The following is a 15298-nucleotide window of genomic DNA, read 5'->3' on the forward strand; positions in this document are numbered from 1 at the left end:
CGAGCGCCTTTTATGGCGTTTACCCCTTTTTTCTCCAAGCTTCAAATAAAAAAGCCACCTATAAAGGTGACTTTTGCCTTACTGAATAAAACCGAGTGGAATTTTTGGTTCTTTAGGGTTCGGCCGGGGCATGGCCATCAGCAAAAAGTTAAGCTGCGTTACGTGCTGAATCAACTGCACTTCCAGTCCACTCTCTGTAACGCCGTCAAATATGATTAAACTCGGATCACAATAACCTAATGCCCTGACTTGAAAAGTAACCGACTGCCCGGACGGAATCAGTTTCACACCCACCCCCTGGGTGCCATCCAGTTTGTTGTCAAAATCTTCAGCTCTCTTTTTTAAATGCTTATACACTTCACTTGCCAGGTTTTTTTGTCCCGGTGCACTCATCGGTAGAGGCAGCTCATTGCAAATATCACTGTCGTTCATTGATTGAAATGAATCTGGCTTTTGTTCCACTTTATCATCTCCTTCTTCGAGCCGGGTAGTTCTGCTTTACATCCCGTTTTATTATCTCCTTTTTCGTGAAATTATTACCCGAGTCCTCAGAAGCGTTCTTCCCTTTTAAACTGCTCGATATGAAAAAGCCTGCCGATTCAGTCGGATCAGTCGCCGTTGTGCAGAACAAAGGCCGCCTTATCTTGTAATAAGCAGCCCTGTGTTGCTTCCTCCAAAGCCGTGTGTCGTCACCGCAACCGAGGAAACCGGCTTTTCTTGTTTTTCGGTTACAACCGGCAGTGATTCAAAGCTCTTTTTATTGGTTCCATATGTGGCAGGAATAAAGCCTTCCCGAATGCTGATAATGGAAGCAATCGCCTGTGTTACACCTGAGGCTCCGAAGGTATGGCCGAACAGTCCTTTTATAGACGTAATGGGAACACTGCCATCGAAGCAGTTTCGATAAGCACTGGCCTCCACCCGGTCATTTTCCTCTAAACCTAAAGCCTGGCTGTTCACGTATGACGGCAGGCGGGTGCCGCATATTTCCTGAATTACTTCAGTCATGTTTTCTCCGGTTTGATCGGATTGAAACACTGAGATATTATCATGATTGGAAAAGCCTTTTTCGATAAAAGCATAAATGTCTGCCCCTCTTCGCACAGCATCTTCTTCCCGCTCCAGCACAAGCGCCCCAGCCCCTTCGGACACAACAAATCCTTGAGTCGATGTTGAAAACGGCATACCTGCCTGACGTACATCTTCTTCAACAGCAAGACCTCTTTGTTTTAAAAAACCGTACACGAGTGTTCGATTAATTAAAGAATCTGCTCCCCCTACTACACATATGTCCGTGATATAACTTTCAAGAAGTTGTTTTCCGAGCAAAATAGCATCGGTGCTGGCGGTACATGTGTTTCCAAGTGTCAACTGAAGATGATTTGCTTTTATGTATGAACCAATACCCATTGCAAGTGACCCAATATTGCCATGGGCAACACCCGTCACCGGATAACGCCGCAGGTTTTGTTGTGCAGCGGCTGCCACGAGTTCTTCGATTTCTGTGAGTCCGCCTACAGACGTCCCAAAAATCACGGATATGCGTTTACCTGAATGATTTTCTATATGGATATTTTTAAACGCCTCTTTCACTGCGGCGATGGCCAGTTTGTTTATCCTCGAATACCTTTTAAAACAAGGATCACTCAGTATCTCATGATCGATCACACCCATGACTAAATCTCTATGTTTTTGCGTTCCTATATTTTTTACAACCTGCAAGGGGCAAATATTATGAGCCAGCATTTCAGCAAAGCGGCTCACACTGTCCGCTCCTGGAAGCTGCACGCCCATCCCCGTCACTGCTACTTTCATCATTGATCTCTCGTTTCTAAAGTCCTGTTTTTTATCAGTATAACACTGAAGTTACAAATGAATGAGTTATTTTCCCTCCTCTTTATCAAGGGTGATGGGGCGAAAGCAGCCGAAGCCCTTTAAAGAACGTTATAAGAGATTGAGGCAATCTTTTTCTGCCTGCACGACATAAAGATCCGTTTTAGTGTAAACAGGATCTCACAGCCACCTCCGAAAAGAAAAAGAAAAACAGCCCTCCATTTTACCAACAAGGTGAAATGAAGAGCTATTAAAAAAAGCGGGCAAAAGCCCGCTTTTTATTAGAATTTTGCGTGGTAATTTTCGATTTCCCACCCATGAACGGCTGTACGGTAGCTGTCCCATTCTGCTTTTTTCAAAGAAACGTATTCGTTATAAACGTGTTCCCCTAATGTATTTACTGCAATATCGCCTGATTCCAGTGCTTTTACTGCTTCTTTTAAGCTGCCAGGAAGACTTTCAATTCCGTAAGACGCTCTTTGTTCTTCCGTCATGTGGAAGATGTCTTCATTAATAGACGCTGGCGCTTCTAGTTCTTTCTCAATTCCATCCAAGCCTGCAGAAGCAATAACCGCAAACGTTAAGTAAGGGTTTGAAGATGGATCCGGGCAGCGCAGTTCCACACGCGTTGCAAGGCCTTTTTTCGCCGGGATACGGATAAGAGCAGAACGGTTAGACGCAGACCAAGCAAGGTAGCAAGGTGCTTCGTAGCCAGGAACTAAACGCTTGTATGAGTTTACCAATGGGTTTGTTACTGCAACAAAGCTCTTCACATTTTCTAATAGACCAGCAATAAAGTGGTACGCTTCTTTTGATAATTGCAAAGCATCAGAAGGATCAAAAAATGCATTTTCGTTTCCTTTAAAGAACGACATATTCACGTGCATACCAGAACCATTGATTCCGAACTTTGGTTTCGGCATAAATGTTGCGTGTAAGCCATACTGTTTCGCAACTGTTTTAACGACCCATTTGTACGTAGTCGCTTTATCCGCTGCACCCAATGCATCTGCATATTTAAAGCTAAGTTCATGCTGGCCTTCAGCCACTTCATGATGCGATGCTTCAATTGTGAAGCCCATTGCTTTTAATGCACGGTAAATTTCCAGGCGAACACGCTCACCAAGATCTTTTGGAGATGGCTCAAAGTAACCGCCGTTATCTGATAATTCAGTAGTCGGGTTTCCATTTTCGTCTGCTTTGAACAAGAAGAATTCTAATTCCGGTCCGACTGAAATCGTGTAGCCATGTTCCGCTGCACGGTCTACTGTTTTCTTTAAAACGTTACGCGTGTCTCCTTCAAACAAAGAACCATCTGGATTTACGACCGAGCAAAGAAAACGTGCTTCCGCGTAGCCTTCTTCTTCTGTCCAAGGAAGAACCGCAAATGTAGATAAATCAGGCTGAAGATAAAGATCTGAATTGTTAATGGCAGAAAAACCTTTAATAGATGAACCATCAAACATCATTTTGCCTTCTACGACATCTTCTAATTGTTCAGTTGTTACAGTGACATGCTTTAAGATTCCTTCGATATCTACAAACTGTAAGTGAAGTAAATCTACACTTTTTATTTTAATAGTTTCTTTAATTTGTTCTAAAGCTGCTTCTGTTGTATTTGAAATAAGAGTTTCTGTCATGTCATCTTTTCCTCCGAATTCACGTTATGTAATATCACATCTGATATTTTGATTATAGTTCAGTCGACACGTTTTGACAATCATTTTTTTGAATATTTATGCTAGTTTAAGTAATGGTTTTTTTCTATAAAGTGAAATCTTCCAGATTTTCGGTTAAAAAATAGAAACCTCTTAAAGCACTTTATCGTTTTCTTTTAAAACAAATAAAGCAGGATTAAACCCCGTTTTCCCAATGTATAAAATATGAATCCATAAAAAAAGCAGCCGCTACTTATAGCGGCTGCTTTTTCCCTCAAACCTTTCGTACCTTGTAGTATTGGTCGATTAATTGGTCCATCCTCTGCAGGTGAAAAGAATATTCAACGATGGAAGAAGCAATAATCAATAAGCGAAATTTTTGGTCTTTGTTTTGCTTATAAATATCCAGCGCCCGTTCAAAAAAAGCGGCGCTTTCCTTTATTTCTTTTAGTTCGTGATGGTTTTCCTGCTGCTTGATTTTCCCTTCATATTTTAAAAATAAATATTCATGATATTTAATTAATTGTTCAATCTGAGTATCAAACAAATAATCCTCTGCTTCGTTTGCTCCGGTTTGGAAATAATGTTCTTCGATATTTTCTAATATTTCTTCTCCCTGCTGAAGCGTCTTGAGCATTTGCTTAAATAGGACAATCTCACGCACATCAACCGGCTTTAATTTCGACAGCTTGGTGCGCTCTTCATCGAACATTTTGAACAAGTCCTCCAATTTCCGAATATCATCCTGGAGCTTTTTGCTTTGCTCTTGAAAAGATGTTTCCGTTAATTCATTGGACACGGCCGTACGCAGCAGCAGTGACATATTTTGAAAAACCGTTCTTGTTTTTTCAAGATAATTCTTTTTATAGTTTGGCGGTATAATCAGCAGGTTCACGACCAAGGCAGATCCAATACCAACTAAAATAATCAAAAAGCGGTTCAATATAAAATCGATATTTTCATTGTCCGGGGTACTCATAATAGCCAGTACTGTCACGAGGGTCAGTGGAATGGTGCTTTCCATTTTCATTTTCAAGCTCAATGAAATTACGAGCATCATCAACACCCCGATAATAATAGGGTTGTCCCCTATAAAGTAAATAGAAAAAAGGGAAATCGCAGCGCCCATGGTGTTGGTCATTACCTGATCGAGCAGCTGCCGCCAGGATCGGTAAATCGATGGCTGAATTGTAAAAAGGGCTGCCACCGCTGCAAAAACAGCCGGCTCAAGATTTAAGAAATAACATATGTATAGTGATAGTGTGACAGCAATGCCTGTCTTAAAGACACGCGGACCTAACGTCATCTTTTAATCCTCCTGTTTGGCTTTTCAATATAAACAAAGACACTTTCATTTGATTTTAGTGGAATATGCAGTTTACTACAAATAATTCTCTTTAATCCATTTTAGAGGGTATGTATAGCAGTCTGGTTAGAATTGTGTATATCTTTTATATGCACCTTAAAAGCCGGGTGCCTTAAGCAGCCAGGCAGTGTCTTAAAACCTGCGTATTTCTGGAATAAAGAAAAAAGCACCCCGAAGGCTGCTCGCTTGTTTTATATTTTAAGTATATTTTTTCCACCATTAATTAAGTGTTATAGAGGAGTCAGCCATTTTTAGATACCAATCGATCAGGAATGAACTGGTTCTTTTCCAAAATTAACGTTTTCAATAGCTTTTTCGTCCCCTGGTCAATTTCAATGTTTTTTAATATTTTGTTCATTTCCTCTGCGGTCAATTCCGTTTGTTTAGTCATATCATCGTCTCCTTTTATTTACATTTCGGCAATAGAAGAATGATTTCCTGCTTGATCTCTTTTGCTAAGAGCTTTGTTTATTCGGATAAAAAAAATAGCACCCGTTTATTTGGATGCAATTGTTTCTCTTTTTTCTTTTATAAATTTGTTTAGTTCCCTGTAAAATTCTTCTTCCGTTGCGATATTCTTTTCACTAAGTAAAGCAGACACGGCTGTAATGTGTGGAAATATATTACATAATTCCTTGAATTTCTCTAGCTGTTCAATGTATTTTTTCAATTCTGTTGGCTTCTCACTCATTTTCCCATTTCCTCCCTCCTATATATTGCAGGAGGAAGCGCTAAAATCCAATAAAAATCATTCATCAAATTCCGACAGGACGACGGTCGCTTTTATTCAGGAAAGTGATACGTGAAGATTACTTCTCTTGATATACCTATGTTCTTTTTAAGTTTTCAAGCGAGAAAGCCGGTTATACGCTCAGATAGGCCTGCTCTCGATTACTTCAAACCGATCTTTACTTAAGTGTAATTTCCTGCTTAAGGCGTCTCCTGCCAGTTCTCCTGAGTCGTCGATTGATTGATTATCGATTTCCACTATTTCGTAAGAATAATTGAGATTAGGTACTAATCGTCCTTCTTTCATATCAAATCTTCGATATTTTACTTCTACCTTCATTCGAAACCCTCCTTTACCTTTATTGTTTATTTCGATTAAAGCGGTCAACTTCCTTCAAACACTACTTGTCCTAATAGCTAACTTATTTAGTTTTTTACTTTACCCGCTTTGATTTAATATCATCCCAGTTCGCCAATTTATATCACCGTCACCTCCAAGATTTTTTGAACAAAGAAAAAAGCACCCCGGAGGATGCTAGTTATCTTTTCCCGCATTACATGTCTACCGGTTCACCTTTTATACTGACCGGTTTTACAAATGAGATCTTTGTTACTAAATTCAAGTTAATCGCCTGGTTGTTTTCGTCAATAATCCATTTTTCTTCATGATCCGTAAACATCTTCAATACTACTTCTTCCTTACCGGGCGGACCTTTGACTTCGATAATCTCACTATTGTCTTTATCGAATTGCAATTTGACTTTATAGATGATTTTATCCATGGCGCGCTCCCCCTTTTTCTAACATTTCGTCAAAAGGAGGTGATTCCCTTCTTTCTTAGCTGCTCTCTCATATGATATTGTACAGGGACTCAAAAGGAGGATGCAGCATGGAAACAAAACGAGAATTGGACTCAGAAGTTGTCCATGTATAGCCAGTCAATAAATTAGCAGCTTCTGCCTTTCGCCCCTGTATTCATAACGGTTGAAGAATTAAGGAAATCCGCTTATTGCAGAAAAATAAACGAAAAGCTGGCAGCTGCTGACTAATCTACTTTCAAGAAAGCCTGGAGACTTCATTAACCTATCTATAAGCTTTTTTATTTGGCTTGTATAAAATATGACGAGCTTGTCCATACTGACCGATAGCGAGAGACTCCTCTCTCCCATGTAATATTCACACCGTGCAGCCAGAGCCCCCTCTGGCTGTTCTTTTTTTACGCACATCCCCATTATTTCTTTTCTTCTTGCTGCCTGTTACTTAATGAATGGTCTTATAAATGCTCCAATTACGACGGCGGTTGCGATAGATGCTGATACACCTACGGGATTAATATTCGCCTTTGTGTACTCGGCTACTGCAAAAAAAGTAGCAATTGCAAATACCAGAGACCAGTGTATCACTTTCAAGGTTGCTCCTCCGATGCTTCGCATTTAGTGTTTCCTTGTATAACTTTGTTTGTTTTATTTGTCCCCAAAGATGAGTAATCCCATTCAGCGTGTTATGCTATCCTGCTTCGCAAGTGAGTTTTGATCTTAGTAACGGTGTATTTATATCTAGTAGTTGCCTTCCTTATAAAGTAAGAACATTGATTTCGCATAGTTTCTCCAAGTATAGGAAATGACCAATATCAGGGCGTTAAATAACAGCGCCGCCTTCACGCATAACACCTCGTGTCGACCTTGAAGCTCGGAAACCTCCCTGGCTTTTTTGTATAAATTTTCATCTAACGGCCCATAATGATACTGTTACAACCCAAACCCAACTCCGACAGCTCGTCACCATTTTTCCAGTCAGGCTCCCCGGCCTGGCTGCTTTTTCATGCAGCCTGAAAATATCCCATCAATGATTTAACCTTTAAATTTCATTATAAATATAAGCATTCAATAGCACATTATAGGCAGGTCGTAATATGTCCGTGTAAGGAGTGAACTACTTGAATAAAACACTTGAACAGTTTCAAACCGATATGATCCTGGCAGCCAAAAAAGGATTTCCCATATTGTTATCTGGTTCCATCATTTTTTTGTTATTCACCTTTCTGCCCTTTGTCTTGCCTTTAAAACCAGTGTGCTTGATATGGATTTTAGGTATGAGTGCGATTTTTCCATTTGGTCTAGTGCTATGTAAAATGATGAATGTCCATTTATTATCAACCGATAATCCACTTAGTGTTTTAGGCGGTATGATTGCAGCTGCCCAGGCTTTTTTTATTCCTGTGTTTATCCTTGTGTATAGACATATGCCTGAATACCTTCCTTTTACAATCGGCCTGCTTGGAGGCTCGCACTTTCTCCCTTACATGTGGATCTATAGAAGTAAGGCCTATTTGTTTATCACATTAGGCACCTGCTCTTCCGCTCTCGTTTTAGGTGGTTACTTTGTTGAACAGGCATTTACACTTGTACCCCTGGCCACTTCTATCGTATACGCAATCGGTATTTTGCTGATTTTTAAGGAACTTAAAACTGATGCTGTGTAACTCTTCACGTAAAAGATTATTCCACGCGATATACTAACCGGCAGCCTTACTCACGACAGCTTAGATTCGCTTTCCGACGGAAATATCATAAACTAAACATGACCCTGCTATTTACAGTCAGAGCCCCCTGGCTGTTTTTGTTTAAATCCCCTTTTTTCTTTTCTCGTCATCTCTTTAAGGCTGCATCTTTGCTGCCTGTCAACTTACCTGATAGGAAACAAAAGTTTTAAAAGGTTACCTATTGGGCATACTTTAAACAGGTGCATATTACGACTGCGGTACTTAACCAAGTTTTGAAGACCTCACGGCACCTGTGAGGTCTTTCTTTATATAAATCATCATTCAACTTCTCGAGGGTATATCATCTGCTCAGCACTTTAAAATAAAAGTCTCTTCTTTGCTGAGCATACCTAAAAATTCACAATAATATCAGCCGCATATTCCTGAAAAAGGGACGCACACAAAATCGATACACGCGCCTTACAGCATATCGCCTCCTTCTTAAAAACCTCAATCTGCCGTTTTATTATGCAAAAGCAGGCAATCTTCTTATACAACATAAAATGAAGTGAATACCCTACTAAGGTAAAGTTAAAAGGGGGAATTTTTAATGAAAATGGATGACATGTTAAAGGATCTTTTAGAAAAAGCAAGCTTATATGGACTGCTCGCAAAAAAATACGAGTATGTAGATCCTCAAAAGCACATGTATTATTATCAAAAACATTTTCATTACGTAATGAAGGTGGAACAGCATTACATGATGCTGGAAGGGCGCAGCCATGCCCCTAAAAGAATGCCTAAAAGATGCGGATGTAACAAAGCTCCCCAAATGATGCCTGAAGGATATAACAATGCTCCTTATATGATGGGGGAGGGGCATGATAACAATGCTCCTCAGATGATGCCTCAGAGCCATGATAACAATGCTCCTCAAATGATGCCTGAGGGATATGACAACAATGCTCCTCAGATGATGCCTCAGGGATATGATAACAACGCTCCTCATATGATGCCTCAGAGCCATGATAACAACGCTCCTCATATGATGCCTGGACAGTATCCAATGTATTAATTTTTATGAAGAAGTCGTTTTTCACGGCTTCTTTTTAGTTAAAAAACGATTTTAGCGTTTTCTCTTACTCACCGCGACTGTACCCCACTGCTGTTGCCACTTCCTGCCCGATCCCTCACTCTAGAAACTTTCTTCGGGGCGAGAGGCTGTCTCTAACATTAACAAAGACCTAATCTCCCTCTAAAAATGGCAAGGCTGCCCCTTTTATTCAAACGTTTTGTTATGACTTAAATTGAAAAATAACGCTTTATTTTCTTTTAAAGGGGTAAATAAATAATCCAAAGATTTCCTTAACAAGGAGGTTTCCAAAACATGCATCCAATTGAACTGTTCGGATGGTTTTTATCCGCGGTTTTAACGGTAAGCTTCATTGTTTCGGTCATTTTCCTATCAAGAAAATCCAAATCCTTTTCCGAATCTAACGACGAGTCTTCAACAGACAATAATCAAAAACTCAAAGACAACGATAGATGATTTTATTAAAGGGCTTCATTTTTTTGTTCTTACTACTATCACTTCCTAACCACATTCTTGTCCTTAATCGTCCTACCGCCCCTTTTATTTAATTCGGAGAAACTATTTCATTTGTCAATTTGCAGGTTTGAAACCTTTCGCTCAGCCAGAGACCATAATCATTTAATACTTGTAAGGAGCTGATATAATGAACCCTGCTTTGTAGATTTTTATGTTCCTCCTTTTTTCAATTGTTATCACTTTCGGCTACTATTGGGAAAAAAATGATTAAATTGCATTTGCTGCAGCTCAATTGACTCCATGGTGATTTTAACGAGCGGTGTGACACTACCAAACTTCGAAACTCTTAAATTAACAACCTGACTGTCATCTACCTAAATGACCTGCTGTGGCTGCTTTCTTTTTTCTGAAGCTTTTCAGTGTTGACTCGAATACCCGGTCAGTATTTCCAATGGAACTTCTAGAAGCTGAACGGGTCAGCGCTGGGAAGCAGCGAACTTTACGCACTTCTTGATTTTTGTGGATCATATATTTGAACTTTGCCACGAAAAGACGAAGCTCTTGATCGGCCTGGCGCAACCGGCTCTCCATTTACTGCAAATGTAATGAATCAACCCAATCTCCTTTTCCACTCTCACCATGCTTTTTATTCAAGAAACACAACGATCATTTTTGTCATCTGACTTATCTATATCTTTTAATGTTCAGCTTTTGTTTCCTCATAAAAGCTCCATACGTATTCATGCATAATACACCTGGAATGAAACAAGCTACTCAAAAATAGAAAGGAGCTGTTCACTCTGGAAGATCTATTCATCATTTTTTCTGCTGAGATTGGCCGTCTTGTAGATGACTATCATAAATGTGAAGATGAGAACCTTAAGGAACTCATCCACAATGACATTCAACTTTTGAGTAAAGCATTGCTGGAATGCGAACAGGAAAAGTAGGATATATTACCTTTTTCTTTCTCAGATTCAATTATTGAATTTTGCACATTATTTATTTTGTTCATTTATTTGACCCATGTTCCTTTAGCTTTAAACTGCCGCATCGGTTAAATACTTGAATTGGTCTTATGCTGTCCCCCCTCCAACCGTCTACATAACTGCTGAATTTATGAACAGCATCGATGATAGGAGTTCTTCGCTGACAGCTAAAATCATTTGCAGAGAAGTCATTGTATGACCTGTTTTTTATGATGCTCCTTGAGCATTTCGCACACTTCATGCCGCCTCATCGCCTTTCAAGATTTCCAAATTCGCTATATTCCTTCATGAAAGCAACCACCACAGTACTGATTGGTCCATTCCATTGTTTTACTAAAATGACCTCCGCTACATTTTTAGCTTTGCTTTCCTTACTCCACAAAAAATACCCACTATCAATAACGGGTAGCGGGCCTAAAAGAATCAAGTTAAAATAGTTATTTATTTTTTGCTGGTGTTTCTTCTGGTGACTTTGTTGGAGTTTCTGCTGGCAGCTTCAGTATTTCTGCAAAATCGCTCAAATTAATTCTCCTTACCTGTATAGCATGTTGTATTTAATTTGATTAATTTACTCTATCCTTGTGTTTTAAACCCGTGTTTCAAAAAAGGACCTGTCGTACACAGCAGGTCCGAAACTCCTGATATTTACGCAAAGAAGAGCAACGAAAAGACGGCATTGCATGTGAACAATAAAATTAAGCAGTCAACTAAGTAAAGCTGCATCAGCAATGAATACTTAAATACCTAACCTACGAAAAATAACAGCAAATAATAAAGGACCTGCTCCACAAGTAAGCAAGCCCTTATCATTTATCTCTATCCATTATTTATTTGAAATTCTTTAAAGGTAAATCGTTGCTGGATGCTTTAGGCGTCATACTAACAGGCTCAATTTCAATACGGCCGGCCAATACGTCTTTTGCACGTTTTATATCGAGCAGTCTTTCCCAGCGTGCGATGACAAATGTTGCTACTGCATAACCAATAATGTTGACAGTTGTACGGTAATTACCCATAAAGCGGTCTGGAGCAAGCATCAGCGCTACCGCAGCAACAGGAATAGAGCCTGTGGCTGCTGCGGTTGCAGAAAGCGCTACGAATGCAGATCCTGGAATACCGGCCATGCCTTTTGACGTTAATAAAAGAACACCTAAAATCATAAGCTGGTCCATTAAACTTAAATCAATCCCTACTGCCTGCGCAAGGAACACCAAGGCAAGTGACAGGTAAATAGAAGCACCGTCCAAGTTAAAAGAATAACCAGTTGGAATAACCAGCCCGACTACCGCACGATTACAGCCCGCGTCTTCTAACTTGTCCATTAGTTGCGGCATGACAGCTTCTGAAGATCCTGTTGCAAAAGCGAGCATAATTTCTTCACGAATGTAGACAATTACTTTCCAAAGGTTTAGACCTAAAAATACACGTGTGATAACAGCTAATATGACAATAAAAGCAAGACACGCAATGGTCATTGCAATAAATAACTTACCGAAAGATAAAAGTGTCCCCATTCCATACTGACTAACGGCAAAAGCCATCGCACCGAATGTGGCAATTGCTGTTAGCTTCATAATGTAATCCATAATCTTAAACAAGACTTCATTCACTTTTTCTAGTAAATCAAGAATCGTTTCACTTGTACGCCCGCCTACATGAACAAGAGCAAAGCCGAACAAGCAGGAAATAAGTAAAACCTGCAGCATTGAGTTTGTTGTAAAAGCACCTACCGCACTATCAGGAATAATACTCATTAAAAATTCAGCTTCACTCGGCAATTCAGATCCTTGGGTTTTTTCTTCTACTGCATCTGTAGTTAAAGTGGAAGGATCCACATTCATTCCTTGACCTGGGTTCATTAGGTTTGCCACTACCATGCCGATAATTAATGCAAGCGTAGTTACAATTTCAAAATACAGAAGTGTTTTTCCGCCTATCCTGCCTACTGTTTTAATATTCCCTACTTTAGCAATTCCGACTACGACGACACTAAACACAAGCGGAGCAATAATCATCTTGATCAGTTTTACAAAACCATCGCCCAGCGGCTTTAAAGCAAGTCCAATATCAGGAAATGCATAGCCAACTAAAATCCCCGCTATAATTGCAACCATGATTTGAAAGAATAGTCCTTTATAAAATGGAACTTTCGCTTTTTCTTTCTTCATCTTCCTCTCCCCCTTTTGCAATATTTCACCGATCACTAATGTTATAAAATGTAACATTAAATATCTCTTAATCATCTTAAACTATGATTAGTGAGATTTCATTGTTTATTATAGCTAATTTTTTTATAATTTTTGGTTGTTTCTTCTATTTATCTTCCTGAATAAAACTGTATAGTAAACAATTGTAATTGCTTTATGTGATATTTCATCCCACTAAATTTATAATAATAAATAAAAAGCCGTACCAGCAGAATGACTGATACGGCTTTTACTCATAATTTAATGAATAGTAAAACCTATTATCCAATATAAGCAGCTAGTGCTGCATCTAAAAAAGAATCGTTTAAAAACTGCCTGAACTCCGCAAGAAGTACCCTGACAGCATGACAAAAGATGGATGCAGCCACAAAATAGTTCCCTTATAATTTTATCTACATTTCAACATTGAACTTTAAGATGCCTTCTTTTTAACGCGACATAAAAGCGGACGTCCTGTGAAAAATGGCATAGATACGCAGTAAGCCTTTCTTTTTTCTGTTCGTTATAGTTAATTTTCCTTACTGAAAATGAGAGGCTTTACCCTTTCTTGGCAAAACAGGAATCTGTTACACTCATGAAATAACAATTGAATACGGAGGTTGTCCCTTAATGTCTGTCACATTATGCGTGTCCTGTCATACAAGTCAGGCCGTTTTAAAAGAAAATGAAAAACCTTTTTGCCTGCCCTGTTATTCAACTCTAACGGGAATTAAGTTCCAAGAAGAATCGGAGCCTGCTGAATCTGATCGTCCGTCTTTCTTTTTCGACTCAGGCGCTATCCCCACATTAGAACTTCTTGCTGAAACATTGCGGTCATTAAAACAAGAAGAGATCGAGACAATCCGCTCGGAAAACATAATGGATGCTGCAAAAGCCAAAAAGCAATTAGACCAATTTATTTATGAAGCAGAATCGCTTATCCAAAATTTCAAATAAGATTCTCTTGTTTTTAGTGAATACATATTATCCAAACAGAAGTTCTCTCTAAAGTTTGTTCATAATTGCGTTTGAGCCCGAGTTATAATATACCTTTTTTCTCAAGAGCCCCGTATAACATGGAGGCTCTTTGCGTATTGATTGTTTCATTTTGAGCGAATCAGAAAAAGACTATCCCCTTATAATCAATAGCGAACCAATTTTCACTTAAAAAATCAAATCCATCAATCCTAAAATCAAGCGATTGGTCATCAGGCATGTCAACGTCACTAGTATTGAACTAGCTGAAAAAGCGCACAAGGCGGATCAAAACACACTTCATTTTTGATACAAATCTGTGCAAGAGATATAAGACCACCAAGCTTATAACGCAAGCGCGACTGTGATAACAGCGGATAGGCTTGCGAAAGGTAATGAATACCCTAAAGTAAAAGCCGTATCAGTTAGCATGCTGATACGGCTTTTACTCATTGATTACGCTTGAGCAGATTCTCTTGGACTTCAATATATAAACAGAAAAGAATAAGCGTTACTAATATTGTGCCAGAATTGATAGATAAATACATACAATTGCCGCAGTAAATAAGAAAAAAGAATTCAAAAGGTTTTTTCGCATTTTAATGCCATATGCACAAAAAAAGATTGCTGCAGCTAATTTGGAGCCACTTTGATAATAGGCATTGTTCGAGAAAAATGAACTGCTAAAAATAATAGAACTTAGTAAAGTGAGAGAGATTAGTATTTTAAACCACAAAGGCTCTGTTGAGAATTGTTTGATTATAAATTTAAACGAGTGCATAACGGTATAACTCCCTTCAAGAAGCTCTTGACCTAATTAAATATAAGATTACTTTAATTATTTTATGCATATCTTTTAGAGTGGGACTCCACTTTTTTAAAGGCTATTCCCCTTATTTATTGAGCATATTAGACAATCATTCATCCTTTGAAAAACAAATGGAACAGACACTTATTTCAGCGGATCGAAAACTAATTGTACTACGGTTGAGCCCTTAAAAAGTGCATAATAAAAAACCTCAAAAAGAGGCCTTCTTATTTGAAAAATATTGATATCAAGACAAAGCTTATTAAAATTACAAGGATTAAAATGCCGACGCCTTTCCAACCTAAACTACCTGCTAAATCAGCAAGGTTTTCATTAAATGCATCATTCATATTTCCGGTTGGATTTCTTTTTAGTTCTTCTCGCCTGAGTCTTTCTCTTGTTCTTTCAGGAGTTTCTTTATCTTTACTCATTTTAGCACCCCCTATTCTTTATAATTCTAACATAATTTGTTAATTATGAAATAATCGATTTTGTTTAAATGGATATATCAGGTAATCGCACAATGTTATAAAAAGTTCTCAATTACCTGTAGCCAAAGTAATATTCTTTATGAAAAAAGCCTTTTTAAGAAACAAAAAGCCGCATCAGCATGTGAACTGATACGGCTTTTCCACATAACTTAACAGTCGATAAAGTGAAATTGCAAAGAATTATTACTTATCTTTATAGTCAGCAATAGGCCTATACTGTTGAGCAGGGAAA

14 protein-coding genes are annotated in these 15298 nt (G+C 38.7%); 4 read left to right on the top strand and 10 right to left on the bottom strand.

What is annotated here, in order from left to right:
* Window positions 1-78 precede the first annotated feature (78 nt).
* The 8 genes from RRU94_RS18405 to RRU94_RS18440 all read right to left on the bottom strand — a co-directional run bounded on the left by RRU94_RS18405 (window position 79) and on the right by RRU94_RS18440 (window position 6368).
* On the bottom strand, window positions 79-462 hold the full coding sequence (locus RRU94_RS18405; protein ID WP_315692288.1) for a DUF6173 family protein: 384 nt from the start codon (window positions 460-462) through the stop codon (window positions 79-81).
* A gap of 177 nt (window positions 463-639) precedes the next feature.
* Complete coding sequence (locus tag RRU94_RS18410; protein ID WP_315692289.1) at window positions 640-1818, bottom strand: beta-ketoacyl synthase N-terminal-like domain-containing protein; 1179 nt, start codon at window positions 1816-1818, stop codon at window positions 640-642.
* 296 nt (window positions 1819-2114) lie between these two features.
* Window positions 2115-3473: a glutamine synthetase family protein gene (locus RRU94_RS18415; protein WP_315692291.1), complete on the bottom strand. Its 1359-nt coding sequence runs from the start codon at window positions 3471-3473 to the stop codon at window positions 2115-2117.
* 292 nt (window positions 3474-3765) lie between these two features.
* Window positions 3766-4797, bottom strand: a complete 1032-nt coding sequence (locus RRU94_RS18420) for an FUSC family protein (RefSeq protein ID WP_315692292.1) — start codon at window positions 4795-4797, stop codon at window positions 3766-3768.
* Between the two features lie 301 nt (window positions 4798-5098).
* Complete coding sequence (locus tag RRU94_RS18425; protein ID WP_315692294.1) at window positions 5099-5248, bottom strand: hypothetical protein; 150 nt, start codon at window positions 5246-5248, stop codon at window positions 5099-5101.
* A gap of 105 nt (window positions 5249-5353) precedes the next feature.
* On the bottom strand, window positions 5354-5548 hold the full coding sequence (locus RRU94_RS18430; RefSeq protein ID WP_315692295.1) for a hypothetical protein: 195 nt from the start codon (window positions 5546-5548) through the stop codon (window positions 5354-5356).
* Between the two features lie 180 nt (window positions 5549-5728).
* Entirely contained in the window at window positions 5729-5926 is a 198-nt protein-coding gene (locus RRU94_RS18435; RefSeq protein ID WP_251270129.1) for a hypothetical protein, read from the bottom strand.
* Window positions 5927-6140: 214 nt separating this feature from the next.
* Window positions 6141-6368, bottom strand: coding sequence for a hypothetical protein (locus RRU94_RS18440; protein ID WP_315692296.1), 228 nt, complete (start codon window positions 6366-6368; stop codon window positions 6141-6143).
* 1145 nt (window positions 6369-7513) lie between these two features.
* On the opposite strand from RRU94_RS18440, the gene RRU94_RS18445 reads away from it, so the two are divergent.
* The 3 genes from RRU94_RS18445 (at window position 7514) to RRU94_RS18455 (ending at window position 9617) form a co-directional block, all read left to right on the top strand.
* Window positions 7514-8068 carry a DUF7010 family protein gene (locus RRU94_RS18445; RefSeq protein WP_315692297.1) on the top strand — a complete coding sequence of 185 codons (555 nt, stop codon included), beginning with the start codon at window positions 7514-7516 and terminating at the stop codon, window positions 8066-8068.
* A 610-nt stretch (window positions 8069-8678) separates the two neighbouring features.
* Entirely contained in the window at window positions 8679-9143 is a 465-nt protein-coding gene (locus tag RRU94_RS18450) for a hypothetical protein (RefSeq protein ID WP_315692298.1), read from the top strand.
* A 312-nt stretch (window positions 9144-9455) separates the two neighbouring features.
* Complete coding sequence (locus tag RRU94_RS18455) at window positions 9456-9617, top strand: hypothetical protein (protein WP_315692299.1); 162 nt, start codon at window positions 9456-9458, stop codon at window positions 9615-9617.
* Window positions 9618-11433: 1816 nt separating this feature from the next.
* On the opposite strand, the gene dctA is transcribed toward RRU94_RS18455, so the two are convergent.
* Window positions 11434-12774: a C4-dicarboxylate transporter DctA gene (dctA, locus tag RRU94_RS18460; protein ID WP_315692300.1), complete on the bottom strand. Its 1341-nt coding sequence runs from the start codon at window positions 12772-12774 to the stop codon at window positions 11434-11436.
* A gap of 648 nt (window positions 12775-13422) precedes the next feature.
* Between dctA and RRU94_RS18465 the strand changes: the two genes are divergently transcribed.
* A complete protein-coding gene (locus RRU94_RS18465; RefSeq protein ID WP_315692301.1) occupies window positions 13423-13749 on the top strand; it encodes a hypothetical protein in 327 nt (108 codons plus the stop codon).
* A 1053-nt stretch (window positions 13750-14802) separates the two neighbouring features.
* Here the strand turns inward: RRU94_RS18465 and RRU94_RS18470 are convergent.
* Window positions 14803-15006: a DUF6366 family protein gene (locus tag RRU94_RS18470; protein ID WP_315692303.1), complete on the bottom strand. Its 204-nt coding sequence runs from the start codon at window positions 15004-15006 to the stop codon at window positions 14803-14805.
* Window positions 15007-15298 lie beyond the last annotated feature (292 nt).

The sequence above is a fragment of the Domibacillus sp. DTU_2020_1001157_1_SI_ALB_TIR_016 genome (genome assembly GCF_032341995.1).
GTDB lineage: Bacteria > Bacillota > Bacilli > Bacillales > Domibacillaceae > Domibacillus > Domibacillus indicus_A.